Source organism: Saccharopolyspora oryzae (assembly GCF_027853915.1).
Lineage (GTDB): Bacteria > Actinomycetota > Actinomycetes > Mycobacteriales > Pseudonocardiaceae > Saccharopolyspora > Saccharopolyspora oryzae.
Genome location: NZ_JAQGLA010000073.1, coordinates 17,782 through 40,339, shown reverse-complemented (window position 1 = coordinate 40,339; position 22,558 = coordinate 17,782). Strand labels below are relative to the sequence as shown.

Here is a 22,558-nt window from a genome sequence, read left to right as displayed (position 1 = left end):
CCAGGTACGGGATCTGCGTGCCGCCGAGCAGCGTCATGATCGGCACCGTCAGCACCGTGCCCGCGATGCCGTAGGTCAGCAGCAGCCAGCGGCGGCCGATGCGGTCGGACAGGGCGCCGGCCAGCGGGCGCATCAGGAAGCCGATGGCGAAGACACCGGCGGTGTTGAGCAGCTGAGCGGTCAGGTCGCCGTCCGGGAAGAACGCGGCTGCGAAGTACACGCTGAACGCGGTGTAGGCGTACCAGTCGTACCACTCGATCAAGTTGCCGATCGAGCCCCGGATCACGTTGGCGACCACCCGGCGCTCGCCGCCGGGGCGGGCCGCACCGTCGCGGCTGCCGACCTCAGTAGTCATCCGTCCTCCTCATCGTGAACGGACTCACACTGCGGACGAGCGGGCCCCGCAACAAGGAGTGCGCCCCTTCCTTTACGTCTGGTTAACGTGATGACCTCGGGCCTGCGCGCGGCTCGTGGGACGCGAATTCCATTGAAATCAGAGGTCCGATTTCAATGGAATTCACGGGAACCGGGAACAGCGGAGGAGGCGGTATGGCAGCGGGGAAGCAGGATGCGCTCGTCGACGTCGGCGGTGTGCTGGTCGGGCACGAGCAGCGGCTCGACGCCCACTGGGCGACCGGGGTGACCGCGGTGCTGGTGCCGGACGGCGCGAGCGCGGCGGTCGACGTCCGCGGCGGCGGGCCGGGCACGCGCGAGACGGACGTGCTCGAACCGAGCCACCTGGTGCAGCAGGTGCACGGCATCGCGCTGACCGGCGGCAGCGCCTACGGGCTGGCCGCCGCCGACGGCGTGATGCGCTGGCTCGGCGACCGCGGCCACGGCGTCCGCGTCGGCCCCGACCCGGCGCACGTGGTTCCGGTGGTGCCCGGCGCGGTGATCTTCGACCTGCCGATGAACGACTGGGGCAACCGGCCGGACGCCGAACTCGGCCACCGGGCCTGCGAGAACGCCACCCGCACCGAGACGCGGGAAGGCAACGTCGGCGCTGGGACCGGCGCGGTCGTGGGCTGCGTCAAGGGCGGCATCGGCACGGCCAGCGAGGTGCTGGACGACGGCACCACGATCGGTGCGCTGGTGGCGGTCAACGCCGCCGGATCGGCCATCGACCCCGACACCGGGCTCCCGTGGATCCCCACTCCGGGCCTGCGGTCACCCGATCAGGCGGAGATCGACGCCGCCCGGCCGCTGTTCGGCACCCGGCCCGGGCGCCACGGGCCGGTCGACCGCCCGCTCAACACCACCATCGGAGTGGTCGCCACCGACCTGAAGCTGTCCAAGGCCGAGTGCCGGCGGCTCGCGGTGGCCGCCCAGGACGCGCTGGCCCGCGCGGTGCGGCCCGCTCACCTGCTCGTCGACGGGGACACCATGTTCGCGCTGGCCACCGGCACCGGGGCCGCGCTGCCCGCGCCGGGGGAGCAGGACTGGTCCGCGCGGCTGGACGCGGTGAGCGCGGCGGCCGCCGACGTGGTGGCGCGGGCGATCGTGCGCGGCGTGCTGGCCGCGGAATCGGTCGACGAGGTGACGTCGTACACGAGCCTCTACCCCTCGGCGCGGGAATGAATCATCGTGGACCTACGTTTCGCCCGACGAAAGCCGCATCCGCGACCGCGATTCCACATCGTGGGAGCGAGGTGCTCCACCTATTAGGATGGTTGCTGTGCTGGTGATCCGACGCGACCTCGTGGATGCGATGGTCGCGCATGCCCGACGGGACCACCCGGACGAGGCGTGCGGTGTGATTGCCGGTCCGGAAGGGTCGGACCGCCCGGAACGCTTGGTCGAGATGATCAACGCCGAGCGCTCGCCCACCTTCTACCGGTTCGACTCCGGTGAACAGCTGAAGGTGTGGCGGGAGATGGACGCCAACGACGAGGAGCCGGTGGTCATCTACCACTCGCACACCTCGACCGAGGCCTATCCGTCGCGCACCGACGTCTCCTACGCCTCGGAGCCCAACGCGCACTACGTGCTCGTGTCCACCAGGGACCCTGAGACCCATGAGCTGCGTTCCTACCGGATCCTCGACGGCGAGGTCACCGAGGAACCGGTGGAGGTCGTGGAGTCGTACATGTTCGCCCACACCGGCGCCGACGAGGTCCCCGACCGCGGCTGAACCGCGGTCATTCCGCTGGTGCTCGCGTCCCCGCATCCCTATGTAGTCCTCTGTGGACATGGAGGTTTTCCCATGGCAGTCAAGGTTTCGATCCCCACCATCCTGCGCACCCACACCGGTGGCGAGAAGTCGGTCCAGGCCGAGGGCGGCACCGTCGCCGAGGTCATCAACGACCTCGACGGCAACTACAACGGCCTGAAGGACCGCCTGGTCAAGGAGGGCAACCTCCACCGCTTCGTCAACGTCTACGTCAACGACGAGGACGTCCGCTTCGCCGGCGGCCTCGAGGCCAAGGTCTCCGACGGCGACAACGTCACGATCCTCCCCGCGGTCGCCGGCGGCATGTGAGTTCTCGGTAATTGGTTGCACCCGCCTTGCTGGGCGGTGCAAGTAGCGGAACCTCAGACGCCGCCTGGCTGCGGGATCCCGTTTTTATGTATGTCCAATACAAGGCAAACGGGCTGTCCTCGCCAGGCGACGTCTGAGAACCCGCGGCGGTGCGAGTTGCGAGGGTGGGCTATGCGCCTGGCGGCGCATGCGACCCTCGCCGGCCGGTGCCAGTCGTTCTTCGCGGTAGCTGCTTACCGCCGAAAGCGGCTTCGCCGCTTGCCCGACGTCGCGGACTTGTGAGCGTGCCTCGCGACTTTTGCTACAGCCGTCGAGGCCTCACGCTTGGACGTAGGAACTGTTCTTCTTGCGGTGAGTAGGAGATGCACCGTGGCTCGTTACGACTCGTTGCTGGACGCGCTCGGTGACACGCCTCTGGTGGGGTTGCCCCACCTGTCGCCGGCTCCGGACGTCCGGCTGTGGGCCAAGCTGGAGGACCGGAACCCGACCGGTTCGATCAAGGACCGCCCGGCGCTGGCCATGATCGAAGCCGCCGAGAAGGAAGGCCGCCTCACCCACGGCTGCACGATCCTGGAGCCCACCTCGGGCAACACCGGGATCTCGCTGGCCATGGCGGCCAAGCTCAAGGGCTACGGCCTGGTCTGCGTGATGCCGGAGAACACCTCCGAGGAGCGCCGCCAGCTGCTGCAGGCCTACGGTGCGCGGATCATCTCCTCGCCCGCGGCCGGCGGCTCCAACCAGGCGGTGGCGATGGCCAAGGACCTGGCCGAGCAGAACCCGGACTGGGTGATGCTCTACCAGTACGGCAACCCGGCCAACGCCGACGCGCACTTCACCACCACCGGGCCGGAGATCCTCCGCGACCTGCCGACCGTCACCCACTTCGTGGCCGGTCTGGGCACCACCGGAACCCTGGTCGGCGTCGGCCGCTACCTGCGCCAGCAGAAGCCCGACGTGCAGATCGTCGCGGCCGAACCGCGCTACGGCGAACTGGTCTACGGCCTGCGCAACCTCGACGAGGGCTTCGTCCCGGAGCTCTACGACGCCGAGGTCCTGACCCGCCGCTTCTCGGTCGGCTCCTACGACGCCCTGCGCCGCACCCGCCAGCTGCTGGAGGCCGAGGGCATCTTCGCCGGCATCTCCACCGGCGGCGTCCTCCACGCGGCGCTGACGATCGCGGAGAAGGCGGCGGCCGAAGGCGAATCCGCGGACATCGCCTTCGTCGTCGCCGACGCCGGCTGGAAGTACCTCTCCACCGGCGCCTACAGCGGCACCCTCGACGAAGCCGCCCAACGCCTCGAAGGCCAGCTCTGGGCCTGATCCGTCTCCAGCTGGAGATTTACAGTTTCAATTGAAACTGTGGTCCCGACAGGACGTCGCTCGGCCGGGGTCTCACCGCAAATTCAATGGAAATTGGACGTTCGATTTCCATTGAATTTGCGGTGAGACCTGGGTCAGCCGGCGAAGGAGTAGGGGCGGACGCCCGTTGCGAGGTTCGGGATGACGAGGATCGAGCCGTCGGCTTCGGCGGGCTCGGAGACCTCGTCGGTCGCGGTGGTGATGTAGAGCCTCGTCAGGTCCGGGCCGCCGAAGCAGCAGTCCGTCGGGCGCTGGGCCGGGAGCGGGATCGTCCGGTCCAGGTCACCGGCGGGGGTGTAGCAGCGGAGCTCGCCGCGGTCGCGGACGGTGAGCCAGAGGTGCCCGGAGGCGTCCACCGCCAGGCCGCCGGGTTCGCCGTCGACCTCGAACAGCGGGCGGCGGTTGGTGCAGTCACCGGTGGTCAGGTCGAAGTCCAGGACGTCGACGCGCCGGGCTGCGCCGTCGGACAGGTACATGCGGGTGTTGTCCGGGCTCCAGGCGATGCCGTTGCCCGCGGGCAGGTCCTTGAGCGCGATGTGCGCCGAGCCTTCACCGGTGACCCGGACCAGCCAGCCGCCTTCGCCCAGCGTCGTCGCCCACAACCGGCCCTTGGCGTCGATCATCGTCGCGCCCGCCTCGGCGCCCTCGCGCGCCCAGTAGATCAGCCAGGTCCGCTGCGAACCGGTGGAGTCGAACAGGGCGATGCCCTCGTCCAGGTGCATCGCCAGGCCGCCGTGGCTGCGCGTCTTCGCCGCGCTGACCTGCTGCGGCAGTTCCATCGCGTGATCGGTGCGACCGGGGACGAAGCGGTGCGCGCTGCGCGTCGGCGGATCGGTCCACAGCAGGGTGTCGGTGCCGATGTCCCACGTGGGTGCCCGTCCGGAACGCGCCGCCGCTGGCACTGCTAACTCGACCTGCACGTGAAGCCCTTCGTCCGGAACGCAACGATGCAGGACCCTATCGCGCGGCCCACCTGTTGATCTTGGGGTCGGGCAAGAGCCCGCATTTGATCTGGCGCACATCAAGTCGAGCACCCGGAGTCCACGCGGAAGGGCCACCGGAGGCGTGGGTGCAAAACGTCCGAATCTCAGGGCGAACCCCGAGACCGCGGAGGGGTGCTCCGCGTAGCCTCGAGTTGTGAACCGGCTGCCTGATCGTCCTCGCCCGCGCGTGCTGCCCCCGAACCCGCTGGGCGCAGCGGTGGGCATGCTCATCGCCACCGCGGTGCTCTACGGCATCGAGTTCTACGACCAGGTCAACCCGCTGACGAACCTGGAGAACCACGGCATCTTTCCGCGGTCGGTGAGCGGCCTGGAGGGGATTTTGTGGTCCCCGCTGCTGCACGCGGGTTGGGATCACCTGTGGGCCAACACCCTGCCGTTCCTGGTGCTCGGCTGGCTGGTGCTCGCCGGCGGGGTGGGGCAGTTCCTCGCGGTGACCGCGACCATCTGGATCATCGGCGGCCTCGGCACCTGGCTGTTCGGCGCACCCGCCGTGCACATCGGCATGTCCGGGGTGATCTTCGGCTGGATGGTGTTCCTGCTGGTGCGCGGCTTCTTCCAGCGCAGCATCGCGCAGATCCTGGTCGCCGCCGTGCTGTTCTTCTACTGGGGCGGCATGCTGTGGGGCGTGCTGCCCGGCACGCCGAACATCTCCTGGGAGGGCCACCTGTTCGGCGCGATCGCCGGTTTCCTGGCCGCCTGGTTGGTGGGCCGCAGCACTCGGTCGCAGGTCACCAGCGGTGGGCCTGGCACACTTGCCGGGTGACTGACGCCCCGATCGGGATCTTCGACTCCGGCGTCGGCGGGCTGACCGTGACCCGCGCGATCATGGATCAGCTGCCCGGCGAAACCGTGCACTACGTCGGCGACACCGCCAACGCGCCCTACGGCCCGATGCCGCTCGCCGAGATCCGCGCCCGCACCCTGGCCATCACCGACTCGCTCGTCGAGGACGGGGTGAAAGCCCTGGTGCTGGCCTGCAACACCGCGTCCGCGGCCTGCCTGCGCGACGCCCGCGAGCGCTACTCGATCCCGGTGGTCGAGGTCATCATGCCCGCGACGCGGCGCGCGGTGGCGACCACGCGCAACCGGCGCATCGGCGTGATCGGCACCAAGGCGACCATCCGCTCCCGCGCCTACGACGACGCGTTCACCGCGGCCCCGGACATCGAGCTGACCACGGTGGCCTGCCCGCGGTTCGTGGAGTTCGTCGAGCGCGGCATCACCACCGGTCGGCAGATCCTCGGTCTCGCGCAGAGCTACCTCGACCCGCTGCAGCAGGCCGACGTCGACACGGTGGTGCTCGGCTGCACGCACTACCCGCTGCTCACCGGTGTGCTCCAGATCGCGATGGGGGACCAGGTGACGCTGGTCTCCAGCGCGGAGGAGACCGCCAAGGACGTGGTGCGGGTGCTGACCGAGAACGACCTGCTCGCAGGCCCGGACGCGGTGCCCGAGCACGCGTTCCACGCCACCGGGGCCCCTGACCGGTTCGCCCGGTTGGCCGCCCGGTTCCTCGGACCGGCGCTCGCGGCCGATGCCGTTCGGCCGCTCGTCATGTCAAGCTCGACCGCATGAAGCTGACGATCCTCGGCTGCTCCGGGAGCATTCCCGGCCCGGATTCGCCTTCATCCGGGTACTTGCTGGAGTCCGGCGACACCCGCATCGCGCTCGACCTGGGCAACGGCACGCTCGGCGCGATGCAGCGGTTCATCGACCCGTTCTCGCTGGACGCGGTGTTCTTCAGCCACCTGCACCCGGACCACTGCGCGGACTTCGGCGCGCTCGCGGTGCTGCGCCGCTACCACCCGAACCGGCCCGGCGGTCGGCTTCCGGTGATCGCGCCCGCGAACGCCCCGCAGCGGTTCGCCGCGCTCTACGCGCCGGACGCCGAGGAGCTGGCCGTGACGGATCTGTCGGACGTGTTCGAGTTCGTCCAGGTATCGGCCGAACCCGTGCGCATCGGGCCGTTCGAGGTCCGGGCGACACCGGTGGCGCACCTGTGCGAGTCGTGGGGCTTCCGGGTCGAGGCGGAGGGCAAGGTGCTGGCCTACACCGGCGACACCGGCCCGTGCCCGCAGCTGACCGACCTCGCAGCGGACGTCGACGTCCTGCTGTCCGAGGCGTCTTGGGAGGACTCCCCGGACGCGCCGGACGGCGTGCACCTGTCGGGTCGCCAAGCCGCGGAGGTGGCGAAGTCGGCCGGAGCTCAGCGCCTGCTGCTCACCCACGTCGTGCCGTGGGCGAACGGCGACGCGATCCTCGCCGAAGCCGAGGCCGTCTACGACGGACCGGCGGAACTGGTCGTCGCGGACGGCAGCTATGAGATCTGACGTCGTGCTCCGGCCGGCTTCCGATGCCGACGCGGCGGACATGGCCGAAGTCTGGCTGCGCTCGTTCAACACCGCGCTGCCGACGGTGCGCCGGGCGCACGGCGACGACGAGGTGCGGAGCTGGTTCGCCCACGTCGTGGTGCCGAACTCAGAGTGCTGGGTGGCCGAGGAGCAGGGCTCGGTGGTCGGCCTCATGGTGCTCGAGGGCGCGGAGCTGGAGCAGCTCTACCTCGATCCGCCGCAGCGCGGTCGAGGACTCGGCGATCAGCTCGTGGACCTGGCCAAACGCCGTCGCCCGGACGGGCTGGAGCTCTGGACCTTCCAGGTCAACGGCCCGGCCCGGCGGTTCTACGAGCGGCACGGCTTCGTCGCGGTCGAGCACACCGACGGGCAGCTCAACGAGGAGCGCGAACCGGACGTCCGCTACGTCTGGCAGCCGTAGCTGCCCCTTGACGAGGGGCGATTCGGGGCGGGCTTAGGGTTGGGGCGTGGCACGAGCGGATGGGCGGAGCGACGACCAGCTCCGAGAGGTGCGGATCACACGCGGATACCAGGACTGGCCGGCAGGTTCGGTTCTGGTCGAGTTCGGCCGGACGCGAGTTCTGTGCGCGGCCAGCGTCCAGGAGGGCGTCCCCCGCTGGCGGACCGGCTCCGGGCTGGGCTGGGTGACCGCGGAGTACGCGATGCTGCCGTCGTCGACGAACACGCGCAGCCCCCGGGAATCGGTGAAGGGCCGCATCGGCGGCCGCACCCACGAGATCAGCCGGTTGATCGGCCGCTCCCTGCGCGCCTGCATCGACATGGCGGCGCTGGGCGAGAACACCATCGCGCTGGACTGCGACGTGATCCAGGCGGACGGCGGGACCCGCACGGCTGCGATCACCGGCGCGTACGTGGCGCTGGCGGACGCGGTGACCTGGCTGGGCGCTGCCGGTCGGCTGTCCGACCCGAAGCCGCTGTCCTGCTCGATCTCCGCGATCAGCGTGGGCGTGGTGGACGGCCGGGTGCGCCTGGACCTGCCCTACGAGGAGGATTCGCGCGCCGAGGTGGACATGAACGTGGTCGCCACCGACCACGGCACCCTGGTGGAGGTGCAGGGCACCGGCGAGGGCGCCACCTACACCCGGTCCACGATGGACAAGATGATCGACTTCGCGCTGGACGGCTGCGCGAAGCTCGCCGAGATCCAGGCCGACGCGCTGGCCGCCCCGTACCCGGGCGAGCTGCCGGGGAGCAAGGCATGAGCCGCGTCCTGCTGGCCACCCGCAACCAGAAGAAGCTGGTGGAACTGCGCCGAATCCTCGAAGCCGAGGGCGTGACCGGCGTCGAGGTCATCGGCCTGGCGGACGTCCCCGAGTTCCCGGAAGCCCCGGAAACCGGCGCGACGTTCGAGGAGAACGCGATCGCGAAGGCGGCGGACGCGGCGAAGGCCACCGGCCTCCCGGCGATCGCCGACGACTCCGGCATCGCGGTCGACGCCCTCAACGGCATGCCCGGCGTCCTGTCGGCCCGCTGGTCCGGCAAGCACGGCGACGACCAGGCCAACCTGGACCTCCTCCTCGGCCAGATCACGGACGTCCCCGACGACCGCCGCGGCGCGGCCTTCGTCTCGGCAGCGGCCCTGGTCCACCCGGACGGAGCGGAAACCGTGGTCCGAGGCGAATGGCGAGGAACGGTGATCCGCGAAGAACGCGGCACCAACGGCTTCGGCTACGACCCGATCTTCGTCCCAGAAGGCGAAACCCGAACCAGCGCCGAACTCTCCCCGGAGGAAAAGGACGCGGACTCCCACCGAGGCCGAGCCCTCCGCCTGCTGCTCCCAGAACTCCGCAAACTCGCAGGCTGAGCACGCGAACTTCCTGTTGAAGGGCCCCTCCGACCACTGGTCGAGGGGCCCTTCACTCGTTCACCGGTCGAGTGCGCCACCTTCCGACCAGGACACCTGCATGAGTTGCCGGATGCGGATCAGTTCTCGCTGGTCATGACCCGTGAGTCTTTTGGGGCGTCATAGCACCCCAAAAGACTCACGGTACTTGACCTGCACAAACGTGACTTCTGATTGGTGCCGGAACCCCCGACCCAGCACTTCGGTCTTCGTTTTGGAAGGTGAAGCCCGAACCAGCGCCGAACTGGAAGGACGCGGACTTTCGCCGGCATCCAGGCGTTCATCGAGCGCACTCGCTCGCGACGCGGAGGGTGGGCTTCTCGAACACGACCGAATTTGGCGCAGCCGCAACGAGTTGCTGTCACAGCGGATCGCTTGCGTGGAGATCGCCACGTCCGTCCGGAATGCGGCTGTCTGCGAAGTCTTCGATGTGGACGCTCCCGGCCAAGTGCGAGGAAGCGGGGGCTGACACGCCGGTGTGCGGGGGACATCGGTGGTCGGAACCGGAGGCAGCGCGGTTACCGGTACCCGGACGGAGACGAGGATGTGCCACCGCCGAACTTCGTGGCGCACGTCGAGGGCGTGGGTGGTGTCGAGCTGCGCTGGTACAAGCACCTCGGTCGTGGCATGTCGGTGAACAGGTCTCTGCAGCCGCAGGAATGGGTGCAGATCTTCGATGCTTGCATCGCCTCCATCCACGCGACCGAATCGCACCTCTGGTAGCGGTTGTCGAGCATCCGGTGATGCCGCCGGGTCCCGGCTGAGGTGGGACCAGTGTTGTGCAACGGCGTTATGGGCTGATCGCGGCGTCGCAGGGTGCTGGGGTGGTGTTCCGGGTGGTGTGATGCCGGTCGCCCTGGCGGGGACTGGGGTCGTTGCGGGAGCTAACTTCGGTGGTCGTGTTGACCGAATGGCTCGAGTTGGTGCTGCTAGTCGTCGTCGGGTTCCTCTCCGGCGCGATCAACGCGGTGGCCGGGGGCGGATCTCTGCTGGTCTTCCCGGCCCTGCTGGCGACCGGGATGCCGCCGTTGGTGGCGAACGTGACCAACTCGGTGGCCCAGGGGCCCGGGTTCGTGGGGGCCGCGATCGGCCAGCGCGACGACCTCCGGGGCACCCCGCGGCGGCTGTGGCTGACCTCGGCGGCCGCGGTGGTCGGGTCGGCGCTGGGCTGCGTGCTGCTGATGATCTTGCCGGGCAAGGTGTTCGACGCCGTGGTGCCCGCACTGATCGCGCTGTCGGCGCTGCTGATGGCCTTCCAGAACATCATCCGCAAGTGGCTCGGCACGCCCGACGAGAACGCCCCGGACCGCACGGTCCTGCTGACCGTCGGGATCTTCTTCGCCTCGATCTACGGCGGCTACTTCGGCGGGGCGCGCAGCGTCATCCTGATCGCGATCCTGGTGCTGGCCGCGACCGACTCGATGCGTCGGCTGAACGCGCTCAAGAGCTGGCTGGGCATGATCGGCAGCGCGGTGACCCTGGTCGTCTACGCGCTGATCGCGCCGGTCGACTGGGTGGCGGTGCTGACGCTCGTGCCCACCACGGTGCTGGGCGGATACGTGGGCGGCAAGGTCGCCCAGAAGCTCCCCGCGAACCTGCTCCGCTACCTGGTGGTGGCCATCGCCGCAGGCGTCGCGATCTACATGTTCCTCGACTGACCGAGGAAGGGGAATCGGGGGCACCGGCCGGGTCGGTGCCCTTTCCGCCAGGTCAGACGCCGAGGTCCTTGCGGAGCCGCTCGACGTGGCCGGTGGCCTTGACGTTGTACAGGGCCTTGGCGATCTTGCCGTCCGCGTCGACCACGAACGTCGAGCGGATCACGCCCTGCACGGTCTTGCCGTAGTTCTGCTTCTCGCCGAAGGCGCCCCACGCGGTCATGACCGACTTGTCCTCGTCGGCCAGCAGCGGGAAGGTCAGGCCTTCCGCGTCGCGGAAAGCAGCCAGCTTGGCCGGCTTGTCCGGGGAGATGCCGAGGACGTCGAAGCCGGCGTCGTTGAGCACCGCGAGGCTGTCCCGGAAGTCGCAGGCCTCCTTGGTGCAGCCCGGGGTGCTGGCGGCGGGGTAGAAGTACACCACGACGGACCGGCCGCGGTAGTCGCTCAGCGAGACGGTGTTGCCGTCGGCGTCCAGCAGCGAGAACTCGGGTGCCTTGTCGCCGATCGAGAGTCGGTTCTGCTCACTCATGCACCCGACGCTAGCCGATGCCACCGACGCGGTCCCGCCCGGTGGAGCGACGTCACTGCCCCGGCAAGCTGGCGCCGCCCGCGGCCGGGACGACGTGCGAGACCTGGGGTGTCGGCGCCGGTAGCCGATCGCCTGCCGCGATGTACCCGCCGACCAGCAGCCCGGCGACCGCCGAGGCGGTCAGCGCCAGCGCACAAGTGGTGAAGAAGCGGATGGACACCGCGTTTTCCTTCCAGCAGGAGTGGATTCGAACCCGCCGGTGGGCGCGCGCCATCGGGGCCCGGACCGGTGAGGGATTCTTCGATCAACGGGAAGATCGGGAGATTCGCCCGCATCGTTACAGATGTCCACCGGACGAGTGATCGGAACTTCGAGTTGCGGGTGCCGCGCCCCGCGCGTAGACGGGTGGGTGGCCAGCCCCCACGACCACCCCGGAGGACCCCGCCATGCCCACAGTCGCCGATCAGCTCATCGAAGTGCTCGTGCAGGCCGGTGTCCGGCGCATCTACGGCATCGTCGGGGACAGCCTCAACCCCGTGGTGGACGCCGTGCGGCGCACCGAGGGCATCGAGTGGGTGCACGTGCGCCACGAGGAGGCCGCCGCGTTCGCGGCCGGTGCCGAAGCGCAGATGACCGGACGGCTCGCGGTCTGCGCGGGCAGCTGCGGGCCCGGCAACCTGCACCTGATCAACGGCCTGTTCGACGCGCACCGCAGCGGGGCGCCGGTGCTGGCGCTGGCCTCGCACATCCCGTCCGCGCAGATCGGGACCGGGTTCTTCCAGGAGACCCACCCCGAGGAGCTGTTCAACGAGTGCAGCCACTTCTGCGAGCTGCTCTCGCAGCCCGAGCAGATGCCGCGGCTGCTGCGCACCGCCATCCAGACCGCGTCCGGTCGGCGCGGCGCTGCTGTGCTGGTGCTGCCGGGCGATGTCGCCGAGAAGCCCGTCGCCTCGTCCACCGGCCTGGGAATCATCGAGTGCGAGCCGCCCACGGTCGTGCCGTCGCAGGACCAGCTGCTCGCGCTGGCGGAGAAGCTGAACCAGGCCGAGCGGCCGATGTTCTTCTGCGGGGCGGGAACGCGCGGCGCGCACCAGGAGGTCATGGAGCTGGCCGCGCGGGTGAACGCGCCGGTCGGGCACGCCCTGCGCGGCAAGGAGTGGATCCAGTACGACAACCCCTTCGACGTGGGGATGAGCGGTCTGCTCGGCTACGGCGCCTGCTACGACGCGATGCACCGCGCCGACCTGGTGGTGCTGCTGGGCACCGACTTCCCGTACGACAACTTCCTGCCGCAGGCCAACACGGTGCAGGTCGACATCGAGCCGGCCCACCTGGGGCGGCGCACGGTGCTGGACCTGGCCGTGCACGGCGATGTCGCCGAGACCATCCGCGCGGTGCTGCCGCACGTCCAGCAGAAGACCGACCGCTCCTACCTGGACCGGATGCTGCGCGAGCACGCCGGGCAGCTGGAGCGGGTCGTCGACGCCTACACGCGCAACGTCGAGACCCAGGTGCCGATCCACCCGGAGTTCGTCGCCGACGTGCTCGACGACCTCGCCGCGGACGACGCGGTGTTCACTGTGGACACCGGCATGTGCAACGTGTGGGCGGCCCGCTACATCACGCCGAACGGACGGCGGCGGGTGCTCGGGTCCTTCGTGCACGGCTCGATGGCCAACGCGCTGCCGCAGGCCATCGGCGCGCAGATCTGCGAACCCGAGCGGCAGGTCATCTCGATGTCCGGGGACGGCGGGCTGGCCATGCTGCTCGGCGACCTGCTGAGCCTGCGCACCCACCGGCTGCCGGTGAAGGTCGTGGTGTTCAACAACTCCTCGCTGGGCATGGTCAAGCTGGAGATGCTCGTGGACGGTCTGCCCGACTTCGGCACCGACCACGACCACGTCGACTTCGCCGCGATCGCCGCCGCGGCGGGGATCCACTCGGTGCGGGTGGAGAAGCCGGGCGAGGTGCGCGACGCGTTGGCCGATGCGCTGCAGCGGCCGGGGCCCGCGCTGGTGGACGTGGTGACCGACCCGAACGCGCTGTCGATCCCGCCGCGGATCACCGGGGACCAGGTGAAGGGGTTCGCGCTGGCGGTGAGCCGGACGGTGCTGTCCGGCGGGGTGGGCAAGATGATCCAGCTGGCCCGCAGCAACCTCCGCAACGTGCCGCGCCCCTGAGCGGCTCGTTCTTCCGGACTCGTCAGGGCCAAGAGGCCTCGTTGCGCGCAATGGAATGTCTACTGTGGACATCTGGTGAGCGGTGTGCGGGTCGGCTCGCCGCGCCATGTCGTCCGGGGCGGGCGCGGTGACTGGTCCGAACGCGTTGTTGATCCTGCCGCGGGTTTTCGTGCTCGCGGCAGGGCTGAGGCGGGTGGATCCCGTTGGTTCGTGGCAGCCCGTGCAACGTGCTGCTCATGTGAGCACGGCGTGGCTTCGCTTGCGCGCCCTCGGCGTGTCGGGCCGATTTGCCCGCGATCATCGGGAAAACCGGGCGTGATCGTGCCTCGGTCGGCGATTCTCGTATTTGAGAACCCCCACGATGCACGGGGTTTCGCTGGCGGGCGGGGGCGCATCCGGGCGGTTTGGGATACCAACTTCTCGTCCGGTGGCGCTCCGCCGGCAGCTGCTCGGAGTTCGCCGATTATCAGGATTTGAAATCGGATGTCCGGGTTTTGCCTCGGGAATATGCCAGCGTTTGCGTTGTCTTCGTTCGTATTCCCCGGTTCCCGCCATTGATTTCCAGCCCCGGGTGGGTGTACTCCATTTTGGCGATGGTGCTTCGTTTGGGGGGAGGAACGTAACCATCTTCGGCCACCATCCGATGTGCATCGGTGCCCACCGGGTTGGCCGGAGCGGGCTAGTGGACGAATGCCGTGAGGGTGATGGGTTGGTGACTCAGTGTGGACCTCCGGGCAGGATGGGGCTCATGACAGTCAGTCCCACGGTGCGTCGTCGTCGTTTAGCTGCTGAGCTGCGGCGACTGCGGGCGCATGCGGAGGTCACCCAGCAGCAGGCCGCCGGGCATCTCGGCTGCACGCAGGCGAAGATCGGGCGGTTCGAAACCGCGAAGCGATCTCCGTCGGTCGGAGATGTTTCGGCACTGCTGGATTTCTACGGGGTCGAGGGGTGCGAGCGGGATCAGCTGATCAACCTCGCGCGCGATGCCCGCAAACGGGGTTGGTGGCATTCCTACAGCGATGTCCTGCCCGAGTGGTACGAGACCTACGTGGGTTTGGAGGCGGAAGCGTCCTCCATCCACACCTACGAGGCCGAGGCCATTCCTGGACTGCTCCAGACGCGTGAATACGCGCATGCGATCACGAAAGCGACCCTCATCAGAGCCGATGAATCGGAGATCAGCCGACGGGTCGATCTGCGCATACAGCGGCAGCAGCGGATTGTGGGGGACAACCCGCTGGAGCTGTGGGCGGTGGTGGGAGAAGCCGCCCTGCGCAGGCGGGTCGGTGGGCCCGGGGTGCTCCGCCGACAGCTGGAACACCTGCTGAAACTCGTGCAGTTGCCGCACGTGACCCTGCAGGTGATGCCGCTGGACGCGGGGGCGCACCCGGCGCAGGCCGGGCCGTTCGTCATCCTGCGCTACTCGAATTCCATCGACCCCGACGTGGTTTATCTGGAAACCCACGTGGGCGGGCTCTACCTCGAGCGCGAGATAGAGATCTCGAACTACGTCACGATGATGGACCATTTACGCGCGCATGCGGTAGATCCGGACGGTTCCGTAGAACTAATGCAACAACGCATAGGAGAGTTGTAGATGGTGGATATCACCGACTGGCGCACCAGCACGCGTACCCAAGGTCAGGGGCAGTGCGTCGAGGTCGGCTTCGGAGCTGACTGCGTCGGGGTGCGCGATACCAAGAACAGGTCCGGTGGCCAGATCACCGTTGCGCAGCAGCGTTGGCTCGAGTTCGTCAGCGGTGTCAAGCTCGGCTGCTTCGACGATCGCTGAGCCCGACTTCATGCGTCGATGAGCGCGTTCCCGGGTCTCCCCGCTCGGTGGCGCGCTCATCGGTGCTTTTCAGCTCGTTCTGCGGTGCGGGGAGCGGAACTTCGAAACCCCTGGTGGGTCCTGGGTTTCGCTTCCCGTACGGCTGCGCAAGCCGTTTCCGAACCGGCCTCTTCGCTCAGCGCCGTTCCACGAACGGCTCGAGGAGTCCGGGGAGGGCTTCGTCGGCCAGAGCGAGGCCGTCGGCTTCGGCGACGTCGTGCACTTCGTAGATGCTGTTGCCCGCTGCGGTCGTCGCGCCGACCGTCATGAGTCCCGACCGCCGCTGGAACACGGTGCGGCTCATCTTCCAGCCGATCACCCCGTCGCGTTCCAGGACGACCGTGCGCCGGATCCCGCTGCCGTTGCGGGAGATCAGGTACCGGTCGGTCAGCTGGTGGCCGAGGTTGCGGTAGGCGTCCACTGCGAACCCCAGGAAGACCAGGACGACGGCCGCACCTGCGGCGATCGCCAATGGCACGGGGATCCATCCGTACATCGCTGCCACGACTGCTGCGATCAAGAACGGTGCTGCGGCCATCAACGCCCAGTTGATGCGTCGTCGCAGTGCCGCTCGTGGGTGATGTCGCAACGGGACCTGCGACGGTGGCTGCGGTTCGCGCAGCACCGCTGCCGAGGTCCGGTAGGCCACGGAGCGGGGAGCCGGGGGCAGCAGCGTCTTGTTGTCCGGTTGGTTCTCCTCCTTCTTCTGGTTCAGGCCGGTGGCCACCGCGTGCAGCCGAGCACCGCCGGCCCAGCGCAGCAGCAGCGGTTCCACCAGCTCGATCCCGCGCAGCCGCCGTTCTTCCAGCGAGACCGAGCGGGTGGTGAGCAGGCCGCGCTTGACCTGCAGGGTGTCCCCGCGGTCACGGCTCAGCCGGAATCCCCACCACATCTCCAGCGACAGCACGAAGGAGCCGAGCACGCCGACGGCCAGCGCGAGCGCGGCGCCGACCGCGACGACCAGCCACAGCGAGGTCGCCACCACGGCTGCGCCGATGGCGTTGAACACCCCGGTGGCCTTCAGCAGTTCGCTGAACGATCCGATCGCGGAGCCGATCGCGCCCCAGACGATCAGCGCCAACCCCACCGACAGCGAGGAGTAGGCCAGCCACGCGGGGTTGAGACGTGCCAGCGTGCTGCTGGTCTCCGGCGCTGGAACGCCCGAATCGACCACAGTGGACGAATCGCCGAACAGCAGCTCCTGGCGCAGCGATTCGGCGTGCTGGCGGGAGATCGCGTCGAGCTTCAGCTCGCTGCTGTCGCCGGACTGGCCGCCGGTGCCGACCTTCACCGTCGTGACGCCGAAGACGCGGTGGCTCAGGCTCGCGGTGAGGTCGACGCTGCGGATCCGGTCGCGGGGGATCGAGCGGTGGTTCCGTGTGACGGCGCCCTTGCGGAGCTCGAAGTGCTCCGGGGTGATGCGGTACCAGGCGAACCACCATTCGAGAGCGTACAGACCGGCGAACAGCAGTCCGGCGGCCAGCCACAGCCCCGCCGTGATCAGGATCGCACTGGTGGGGGCGCCGGAGATCGCCATGACCGCGACGGCCGGCACCATCGGCGCCAGCACCAGCCCGGCGATGGCGGCGATCGTCTTGGGGTCCTGGCGGCGCCACTGCCCGTCGATCACGGTGCTCATGTCGCGTCTCCCGGCGTCGCCTGGGTGGTGGCGGTCAGCTGCTCGACGACGGCCCGGGCGGTGTCCCGGTCCAGTCCGTCGATCGTCAGCGGCCCTGCTGCCGAGGCCGTGGTCACGGTGACGCTGGAGAGGGTGAACAGCTGCTGCAGCGGACCCCGAACGGTGTCGACGGTCTGGATGCGCGACATCGGCGCGATCCGCCACTCCTGGCGCAGCCAGCCCGCCGCGGTGTAGACCGCGTCATCGGTGATCTCCCAGCGGTGCACCCGGAACCGCCACTGCGGCATGACCAGCACGTAGGGCACCCCGAGCACGGCGACCACCACCAGCGCCAGCAGCAGCCAGGGCTGCGCGGGTGGGATGAGCACCGCGGCCACGGCCAGTGCGACCAGCACCGGGACGACCAGGACCAGTGCCTGCACCGTCCACCAGCCGATCGCGCGGCGTTCTACGCGATTGCGCGGTGGGCGGAGCCGGAGTCCGGTGGTGTTCGCATCGGCCACGGTCGGTCCTTTCCTGCGGTCGGCTGGCTGCGACGACCATTCTTCCAGCGTGCACGGGGCGTTCGAGGTCATGACGCCCTACGAGAGCGTCTTGAGCTGCGGCCAGATCTGGCTCCAGGTTCCGATCTTGCCGGTGCAGAGCCAGATCGGGAGGGTTCCGTCCTTGATCTTGCGCACCTCGGTGAAGTGCTGGCGGATTTCTTCGGGGTCTCCCACGAACAGCACGGAGTCGATCTGCTCGTCGGGTTGGCCGAAGTAGCCGTAGCCCCGGTGCGGGCTGTAGGTCTCCGGAAGTTCGTACCGCGTCCGGTTGACCTCCAGCATGGACGCGGCGATGTAGCTGTCGCCCACCACCGCCGTGTGCGCCCGCTGGTCCGGTGGCAGCGCGGTGAACGCGGCCGAGGTGTCGCGGGCGATCTCGTCGGAGGTCGGCATGCCGAAGGAGCCCGAGATCACCGTGGAGACCCACACCATGTAGCCGGCCAGCGCGACGGAGGCCGCGTAGGGGAACCAAGCCGTCCACCCCCAGCGGGACGGTTTGGCCTCCCGGCGGCGCTGCAGCGCCACCAGTCCGGCTGCGATCACCACGCCGTACATCCCGATCAAGTAGTAGGGGCGCGCGGCGGTGGCGACGAAGAAGGCGTACATCAGGATCGATGCGACCGCGAAGAACCGGTACGGCCGCAGTTCAGCCGAGCGGAACAGCTTCCACAGCCCGATCAGGAACAGCGCCGCACCTGCGACGCCTGCGTAGAGCACCAGCGTGACGGCGGTGCCGCTGCGGCCGCCGGACAGCAGCGGGGATTCCTCGGCCACGACCGCGCCCATCTGCAACTGAGGCCAGCCGTGCAGGGCCTGCCACAGCACCGTGGGCGCGGCGATCACGAACGCGATGCCGACCCCGCCCCAGAACATCGGGCGGCGCAGGACGTCGCGCGGACCCACCAGGAGCACGCTGATCAGCAGCGCCGCGCACAGGAGCGCCACCTGGAACTTGGTCTGCATCGCCACGCCGAGGACGAGCCCGAACACCAGCAGCAGCCGGTCGTCGCCGTCGCCCTGCTCGCGCAGCCGGATCCAGCGGACCAGCAGCCAGCTGAGCACCAGCCACTGCAGCGGTTCGAAGGTGTACGGGGTGACCCAGTGGCCGACCAGCGCGGTCCACAGCCCGGTCGCGCCGGCGCCGGCGGCGAGCACCTGCGCGCGGCGGTCGCCGCCGAGCTCGCGGACGAGCAGCGCGCACATCACGACCGCTGCGGCGGTCGCCAGCACCGCGGGCAGGCGCAGCACGATCATCGAACCCGGTGCGATCCAGTCCATCGCCGCCGCGATCAGCGGCGCGAGCGGCGGCTGGTCGACGTACCCCCAGTCCAGGTGGTATTTGCCCGCCGCGAGCATGTACACCTCGTCGATCCAGTAGTCGCCGACCGCGCTCATCACGAGGTGCGCGACGGCGACCAGGCCGGCGATGGTGAGCACCGGCCACTTGGCCAGCGGCCGCAACCCGGGTTCGGCCGGCGGCCGGGGTTGCGGTTCGAGCACGGCGGATTTCATGATTCCCCTAAGGCGTTCCGGCTAGGACTGGATCCATTCAAGCCGGGGACGGCCCGGGGAGAACACCGCGCTTGGTAGGGCGTGCGGGTGGCGAAAGTCGTCTCTTCCCCGGGGACGGTGCAACTTTCGTCTAGGTCCCATCCGACGACGGGTGGTTTCCGGCCGGTTTCCCGCGTGTCGTTGTCTACCGTGTTCCAGGTGAAGCGCCCGCTGTGGCGGCTGCTGTGGAACGACAAGCGCGAGGCCGCGTTCGACGTGGCACTCGTGCTCGGACTGATTCTGCTCGGCCGCGTGATGCTCGTGATGTACCCGTCCGACACCTCGCCGGAGGCGCACGACTGGATCGGCGGGCTCTGGCTGAACGACGTGATCATGACGTGCCTGGACGTCGCGCTGCTGGCGCGGCGGCGCTACCCGATCGTGCTCATGTCGCTGGTCGCGGCGCTGGCGCTCCTGCAACCGCTGATGGTCGAGCTCGGCCCGGGACCGCTGCTGTTCATCAACCAGCAGTCCGACCCGTGGCTGCCCGGGCAGACGCCGTGGGCGGTCTACGCCGCCGTCGTCTACACCTCGAGCCGCCCGTGGAAGTTCTTCGCCTGGGACCTGATCAGCATCACCGCGCTGGTCAGCGTCCGGCCATGGGGCGATCCGTCGAGCGATGCCGTCGTCGGGGCCGTCATGTGGACGGTCTTCCCGGCGGTCCTCGGGCTCTACGTGAGCGCGCGCCGCAGGCTGGTGAGCGCGCTGCGGGAGCGGGCGGAGCGCGCCGAGCGGGAGCAGGACCTGCTGGCCGAGCAGGCGCGGGCGGACGAGCGGACCCGCCTGGCCACCGAGATGCACGACGTGGTCACCCACCGGGTGAGCCTCATGGTGCTGCAGGCGGGAGCGCTGGGCGTGGCGGCGAAGGACCCGGAGATCCGCCAGGCGGCGGAGGAACTGCGCAGCAGCGGTTGCGAGGCGCTGGAGGAGCTGCGGGACCTGGTCGGAGTGCTGCGGCGCGGTTCGGCCGAGCCGGAGGAGCACTTCGAGGTCGCTCCTCCGACGGCCCTGCCGGACCTCGCGGAGCTGATCGGGCAGTCCGAATCGGTCGGGGTGCCGGTGGAGTTCACTGTGGACGGTGATCCGCGGGTGGTGTCCGCCGCGGTCGGTCGAACCGCCTACCGCGTGGTGCAGGAAGCGCTGACCAACGTGCACAAGCACGCGTTCGGCTCCCGGGTGGGCGTGCGCCTGCTGCACAGCGACGACCGGCTGCGCTTGGTGGTCCGCAACACCGAGCCGCCGGAGCGGGCGGCGGCGGACCTGGCCGACAGCGGCTCCGGAACGGGGTTGCTCGGACTGCAGCAGCGGGTCGAGCTGGTCGGCGGCACGTTCCGGGCCGGACCGGCCGCCGGGGGCGGGTTCGAGGTCGATGTGATACTCCCGGCGTACGTGCCAACGGGGGAGGCGGCCGGCGATGAGTGAGCCGATCAGGGTCGTGGTGGTCGACGACGAGCCGATGGTCTGCGCGCACCTCCGCACCATCCTCGGTTCGGCGCCGGACATCGAGGTCGTCGACGACGCGCAGGACGGCGCGGCGGCGGTCGAGTCCGTGGTGCGGCACCGGCCGCGCGTGGTGCTGATGGACCTGCGGATGCCCGGCGTCGACGGGCTGACCGCCATCGAGCGCATCTGCAAGCTGCCCGAACCGCCGGCGGTGGTCGCGCTGACCACGTTCGACGCCGACAAGTACGTGCTGCGCGCCCTGCGCGCCGGAGCGGCCGGGTTCCTGGTCAAGTCGACGCCGCCGGGCGACCTCATCGGACTGGTGCGGGTGGCGGCGGACGGGCACACCGTGCTGTCCCAGGAGGCGAAGAAGCGGTTGCTGGCGGCATCGGGCGACGAGCAGAGCACCCGGCAGCGGGCCGTCGAACTGGTCCGGGACCTGACCGAGCGGGAGGTCGAGGTGCTGACCTGCTTGGGGCGCGGGCTGTCGAACGCGCAGGTCGCCGAGCAGCTGTACCTGTCCGAAGCGACGGTGAAGAGCTACGTGTCCCGGCTGCTGGTGAAGCTGTCCTGCGCGAACCGGTTGCAGGCCGGGCTGCTCGCCTACGACGCCGGATTGGTGCCGCGCTGAGCCTTCGGATGCGCGTTCTCGCCGGGGTTCACCCGGTTGGCGGTCGAATTCGTCCGACCGCGCGAACTCCTGGTCCGGTCGGCATCGCCCGGTTCGCATCCGACCAGCGGGCTAGGCCGAGAGGTTGAACGATCAATCGGCGCAAGCTCCACCGATTGGCCCTGGAATATTCCACCAGAAATCAGATACACCAGAGGCAGCGCGTTCCACGCGAGGCGGTCGGGGCCTCGGAGCGCGCCTGCCATCGGTTCGGGGATCGATGGCACCACCGGTCGGGGGGGTCCGGCCGCGGTTGGGGGTGTCCCCGGCGCAGTTCGGGGTGCGCCGGGGACGCTTCTTTCCGGGAAGCGTCCGCTTCGGACTCCTCGCGCGCGCATCCGGAGTCCGCTTCGGACGGTGGCCGATTTCGGTTGCGCCGCACCGCGAACCGGGGCTTGACGAATCGGTGTCGTCCCGTTGTCCAGCCGCTGAACTGGGGAAACTCCTTGCTGGACTGGTTAAAACGGCAAATTCCGGTCCTTTCCCGGTCGGTACCGGCGCCTATATCGTTCGATTCGAGTTCGTCGCTGTGCGTAACCGGCAGGTGGAGGCAGGCCACCGGGTTCGGTGTGCAGCGGCCGATTTCCGCACACGAGGAGAACACGATGGTCGATGCCCCACGTCGCCTGGCCCGGTTCGCCGGAGTCACCGCGATCGCCGTCGCAGCCCTTTCCGCGGCTTCCGTCGCGCAGGCGCAGCCCGCGCAGCCGACGGACGTCAACCCCTACGTCGTCGGTGGCGAGGACGCCGACATCGCGGACCACCCGTTCACCGTCGCGCTGGTCACCCCGGAGGGCCAGCAGTTCTGCGGCGGCTCGCTGGTGGCCCCGGACAAGGTGCTCACCGCGGCGCACTGCACCACCGGCTCGCAGCCGGCGGAGATCAACGTGGTCAGCGGCCGCACCGTGATGAGCTCGCAGGACGGGACCGTCTCGAAGGTCACCAACATCTGGGTGCACCCGGAGTACCAGGACGCCACCAAGGGTTTCGACGTCTCGGTGCTGACGCTCGAGGCTCCGGTGCAGGAGGCCCCGATCGAGCTGGCCACCGCTGACGACGCCGGTTACGCGCCGGACTCCCAGGCGACCATCCTCGGCTGGGGCAACACCACCGAGGGCGGCCAGCAGGCGGACCACCTGCAGAAGGCCGTCGCCCCGGTGACCTCCGACGACACCTGCAAGGGCGCCTACGCCGAGTACAGCCCGGACTCGATGGTCTGCGCCGGTCTGCCGGAAGGCGGCGTCGACGCCTGCCAGGGCGACTCCGGTGGCCCGCTGGTGGTGGACAACAAGCTGATCGGCGTCACCTCGTGGGGTGAGGGCTGCGCCCGTCCGGGCAAGCCCGGCATCTACGCCCGCGTCGGCGCCTACCACGACGTGATCCAGGAGCAGATCGGTTCGTCGGCCACCCGCTGACCGAACGACCTGACGAAGAGGCCGCGGGCAACCCCCGCGGCCT

At 69.4% G+C, this 22,558-nt stretch carries 24 protein-coding genes and 1 pseudogene; 18 read left to right on the top strand and 7 right to left on the bottom strand.

Going from position 1 to position 22,558, the window contains the following annotated elements:
• Positions 1–355: pseudogene (locus tag OU415_RS30015) on the bottom strand (alpha-ketoglutarate transporter); the annotation flags it as partial.
• Positions 356–549: 194 nt separating this feature from the next.
• On the opposite strand from OU415_RS30015, the gene OU415_RS30010 reads away from it, so the two are divergent.
• The 4 genes from OU415_RS30010 to OU415_RS29995 all read left to right on the top strand — a co-directional run bounded on the left by OU415_RS30010 (position 550) and on the right by OU415_RS29995 (position 3,799).
• The gene (locus OU415_RS30010) at positions 550–1,578 is read left to right on the top strand and encodes a P1 family peptidase (protein ID WP_270952753.1); all 1,029 of its coding nucleotides are present in this window, start codon (positions 550–552) and stop codon (positions 1,576–1,578) included.
• Between the two features lie 97 nt (positions 1,579–1,675).
• Complete coding sequence (locus tag OU415_RS30005) at positions 1,676–2,131, top strand: M67 family metallopeptidase (protein WP_270952752.1); 456 nt, start codon at positions 1,676–1,678, stop codon at positions 2,129–2,131.
• 72 nt (positions 2,132–2,203) lie between these two features.
• Positions 2,204–2,479, top strand: a complete 276-nt coding sequence (locus OU415_RS30000; RefSeq protein ID WP_270952751.1) for a MoaD family protein — start codon at positions 2,204–2,206, stop codon at positions 2,477–2,479.
• Positions 2,480–2,848: 369 nt separating this feature from the next.
• Entirely contained in the window at positions 2,849–3,799 is a 951-nt protein-coding gene (locus tag OU415_RS29995) for a PLP-dependent cysteine synthase family protein (RefSeq protein WP_270952750.1), read from the top strand.
• 134 nt (positions 3,800–3,933) lie between these two features.
• Here OU415_RS29995 and OU415_RS29990 read toward each other — a convergent pair whose 3' ends face one another.
• Complete coding sequence (locus OU415_RS29990; RefSeq protein ID WP_270952749.1) at positions 3,934–4,758, bottom strand: SMP-30/gluconolactonase/LRE family protein; 825 nt, start codon at positions 4,756–4,758, stop codon at positions 3,934–3,936.
• A gap of 217 nt (positions 4,759–4,975) precedes the next feature.
• Here OU415_RS29990 and OU415_RS29985 point away from each other — a divergent pair, with 217 nt between their 5' ends.
• The 8 genes from OU415_RS29985 to OU415_RS29950 all read left to right on the top strand — a co-directional run bounded on the left by OU415_RS29985 (position 4,976) and on the right by OU415_RS29950 (position 10,715).
• Complete coding sequence (locus OU415_RS29985) at positions 4,976–5,605, top strand: rhomboid family intramembrane serine protease (protein WP_333779006.1); 630 nt, start codon at positions 4,976–4,978, stop codon at positions 5,603–5,605.
• Positions 5,602–6,417, top strand: coding sequence for a glutamate racemase (gene murI, locus OU415_RS29980; protein ID WP_270952748.1), 816 nt, complete (start codon positions 5,602–5,604; stop codon positions 6,415–6,417). Before OU415_RS29985 ends, murI begins: the two co-directional genes overlap by 4 nt.
• Positions 6,414–7,172 carry an MBL fold metallo-hydrolase gene (locus OU415_RS29975; protein WP_270952747.1) on the top strand — a complete coding sequence of 253 codons (759 nt, stop codon included), beginning with the start codon at positions 6,414–6,416 and terminating at the stop codon, positions 7,170–7,172. Before murI ends, OU415_RS29975 begins: the two co-directional genes overlap by 4 nt.
• Positions 7,162–7,614, top strand: coding sequence for a GNAT family N-acetyltransferase (locus OU415_RS29970; RefSeq protein ID WP_270952746.1), 453 nt, complete (start codon positions 7,162–7,164; stop codon positions 7,612–7,614). The genes OU415_RS29975 and OU415_RS29970 overlap by 11 nt, the downstream gene beginning before the upstream one ends.
• A 46-nt stretch (positions 7,615–7,660) precedes the next feature.
• Positions 7,661–8,416, top strand: coding sequence for a ribonuclease PH (rph, locus tag OU415_RS29965; RefSeq protein ID WP_270952745.1), 756 nt, complete (start codon positions 7,661–7,663; stop codon positions 8,414–8,416).
• Complete coding sequence (gene rdgB / locus OU415_RS29960; protein WP_270952744.1) at positions 8,413–9,018, top strand: RdgB/HAM1 family non-canonical purine NTP pyrophosphatase; 606 nt, start codon at positions 8,413–8,415, stop codon at positions 9,016–9,018. The genes rph and rdgB overlap by 4 nt, the downstream gene beginning before the upstream one ends.
• A gap of 585 nt (positions 9,019–9,603) precedes the next feature.
• On the top strand, positions 9,604–9,780 hold the full coding sequence (locus OU415_RS29955; RefSeq protein ID WP_270952743.1) for a hypothetical protein: 177 nt from the start codon (positions 9,604–9,606) through the stop codon (positions 9,778–9,780).
• A 176-nt stretch (positions 9,781–9,956) separates the two neighbouring features.
• The gene (locus OU415_RS29950; protein WP_270952742.1) at positions 9,957–10,715 is read left to right on the top strand and encodes a sulfite exporter TauE/SafE family protein; all 759 of its coding nucleotides are present in this window, start codon (positions 9,957–9,959) and stop codon (positions 10,713–10,715) included.
• Positions 10,716–10,767: 52 nt separating this feature from the next.
• Here the strand turns inward: OU415_RS29950 and bcp are convergent, their stop codons facing one another.
• Together bcp and OU415_RS29940 are read right to left on the bottom strand one after the other, a co-directional pair.
• Positions 10,768–11,241 (bottom strand): thioredoxin-dependent thiol peroxidase, encoded by a 474-nt coding sequence (gene bcp / locus OU415_RS29945; RefSeq protein WP_270952741.1) that lies wholly within the window; start codon positions 11,239–11,241, stop codon positions 10,768–10,770.
• 52 nt (positions 11,242–11,293) lie between these two features.
• Positions 11,294–11,461, bottom strand: a complete 168-nt coding sequence (locus OU415_RS29940) for a hypothetical protein (RefSeq protein ID WP_270952740.1) — start codon at positions 11,459–11,461, stop codon at positions 11,294–11,296.
• A gap of 226 nt (positions 11,462–11,687) precedes the next feature.
• On the opposite strand from OU415_RS29940, the gene OU415_RS29935 reads away from it, so the two are divergent.
• From OU415_RS29935 to OU415_RS29925, 3 genes are all read left to right on the top strand, one after another.
• Entirely contained in the window at positions 11,688–13,421 is a 1,734-nt protein-coding gene (locus OU415_RS29935) for a pyruvate dehydrogenase (RefSeq protein ID WP_270952739.1), read from the top strand.
• A 748-nt stretch (positions 13,422–14,169) separates the two neighbouring features.
• Positions 14,170–15,018, top strand: a complete 849-nt coding sequence (locus tag OU415_RS29930) for a helix-turn-helix domain-containing protein (RefSeq protein ID WP_333779001.1) — start codon at positions 14,170–14,172, stop codon at positions 15,016–15,018.
• Positions 15,019–15,213 carry a DUF397 domain-containing protein gene (locus OU415_RS29925; protein ID WP_270952737.1) on the top strand — a complete coding sequence of 65 codons (195 nt, stop codon included), beginning with the start codon at positions 15,019–15,021 and terminating at the stop codon, positions 15,211–15,213. It abuts the gene before it with no gap.
• Between the two features lie 175 nt (positions 15,214–15,388).
• On the opposite strand, the gene OU415_RS29920 is transcribed toward OU415_RS29925, so the two are convergent.
• The 3 genes from OU415_RS29920 to OU415_RS29910 form a co-directional block, all read right to left on the bottom strand.
• On the bottom strand, positions 15,389–16,891 hold the full coding sequence (locus OU415_RS29920) for a PH domain-containing protein (RefSeq protein ID WP_270952736.1): 1,503 nt from the start codon (positions 16,889–16,891) through the stop codon (positions 15,389–15,391).
• Positions 16,888–17,394 carry a PH domain-containing protein gene (locus OU415_RS29915; RefSeq protein ID WP_270952735.1) on the bottom strand — a complete coding sequence of 169 codons (507 nt, stop codon included), beginning with the start codon at positions 17,392–17,394 and terminating at the stop codon, positions 16,888–16,890. Before OU415_RS29915 ends, OU415_RS29920 begins: the two co-directional genes overlap by 4 nt.
• 78 nt (positions 17,395–17,472) lie before the next feature.
• The gene (locus OU415_RS29910) at positions 17,473–18,948 is read right to left on the bottom strand and encodes an ArnT family glycosyltransferase (protein ID WP_270952734.1); all 1,476 of its coding nucleotides are present in this window, start codon (positions 18,946–18,948) and stop codon (positions 17,473–17,475) included.
• 198 nt (positions 18,949–19,146) lie between these two features.
• Between OU415_RS29910 and OU415_RS29905 the strand changes: the two genes are divergently transcribed.
• From OU415_RS29905 to OU415_RS29895, 3 genes are all read left to right on the top strand, one after another.
• On the top strand, positions 19,147–20,409 hold the full coding sequence (locus tag OU415_RS29905; protein WP_270952733.1) for a sensor histidine kinase: 1,263 nt from the start codon (positions 19,147–19,149) through the stop codon (positions 20,407–20,409).
• Positions 20,402–21,061 carry a response regulator transcription factor gene (locus tag OU415_RS29900; protein WP_270952732.1) on the top strand — a complete coding sequence of 220 codons (660 nt, stop codon included), beginning with the start codon at positions 20,402–20,404 and terminating at the stop codon, positions 21,059–21,061. Before OU415_RS29905 ends, OU415_RS29900 begins: the two co-directional genes overlap by 8 nt.
• Before the next feature lie 644 nt (positions 21,062–21,705).
• Positions 21,706–22,515, top strand: a complete 810-nt coding sequence (locus OU415_RS29895) for a S1 family peptidase (protein WP_270952731.1) — start codon at positions 21,706–21,708, stop codon at positions 22,513–22,515.
• The last annotated feature ends 43 nt before the right edge of the window (positions 22,516–22,558 follow it).

Bases quoted from the DNA above. Each gene is read 5' to 3' on its own strand.
- OU415_RS30010 (WP_270952753.1), top strand. From the start codon at position 550: ATGGCAGCGGGGAAGCAGGATGCGCTCGTCGACGTCGGCGGTGTGCTG.
- OU415_RS30000 (WP_270952751.1), top strand. From the start codon at position 2,204: ATGGCAGTCAAGGTTTCGATCCCCACCATCCTGCGCACCCACACCGGT.
- OU415_RS29975 (WP_270952747.1), top strand. From the start codon at position 6,414: ATGAAGCTGACGATCCTCGGCTGCTCCGGGAGCATTCCCGGCCCGGAT.
- OU415_RS29970 (WP_270952746.1), top strand. From the start codon at position 7,162: ATGAGATCTGACGTCGTGCTCCGGCCGGCTTCCGATGCCGACGCGGCG.
- rdgB (WP_270952744.1), top strand. From the start codon at position 8,413: ATGAGCCGCGTCCTGCTGGCCACCCGCAACCAGAAGAAGCTGGTGGAA.
- bcp (WP_270952741.1), bottom strand. From the start codon at position 11,241: ATGAGTGAGCAGAACCGACTCTCGATCGGCGACAAGGCACCCGAGTTC.
- OU415_RS29935 (WP_270952739.1), top strand. From the start codon at position 11,688: ATGCCCACAGTCGCCGATCAGCTCATCGAAGTGCTCGTGCAGGCCGGT.
- OU415_RS29930 (WP_333779001.1), top strand. From the start codon at position 14,170: ATGACAGTCAGTCCCACGGTGCGTCGTCGTCGTTTAGCTGCTGAGCTG.
- OU415_RS29925 (WP_270952737.1), top strand. From the start codon at position 15,019: ATGGTGGATATCACCGACTGGCGCACCAGCACGCGTACCCAAGGTCAG.
- OU415_RS29920 (WP_270952736.1), bottom strand. From the start codon at position 16,891: ATGAGCACCGTGATCGACGGGCAGTGGCGCCGCCAGGACCCCAAGACG.
- OU415_RS29910 (WP_270952734.1), bottom strand. From the start codon at position 18,948: ATGAAATCCGCCGTGCTCGAACCGCAACCCCGGCCGCCGGCCGAACCC.
- OU415_RS29900 (WP_270952732.1), top strand. From the start codon at position 20,402: ATGAGTGAGCCGATCAGGGTCGTGGTGGTCGACGACGAGCCGATGGTC.
- OU415_RS29895 (WP_270952731.1), top strand. From the start codon at position 21,706: ATGGTCGATGCCCCACGTCGCCTGGCCCGGTTCGCCGGAGTCACCGCG.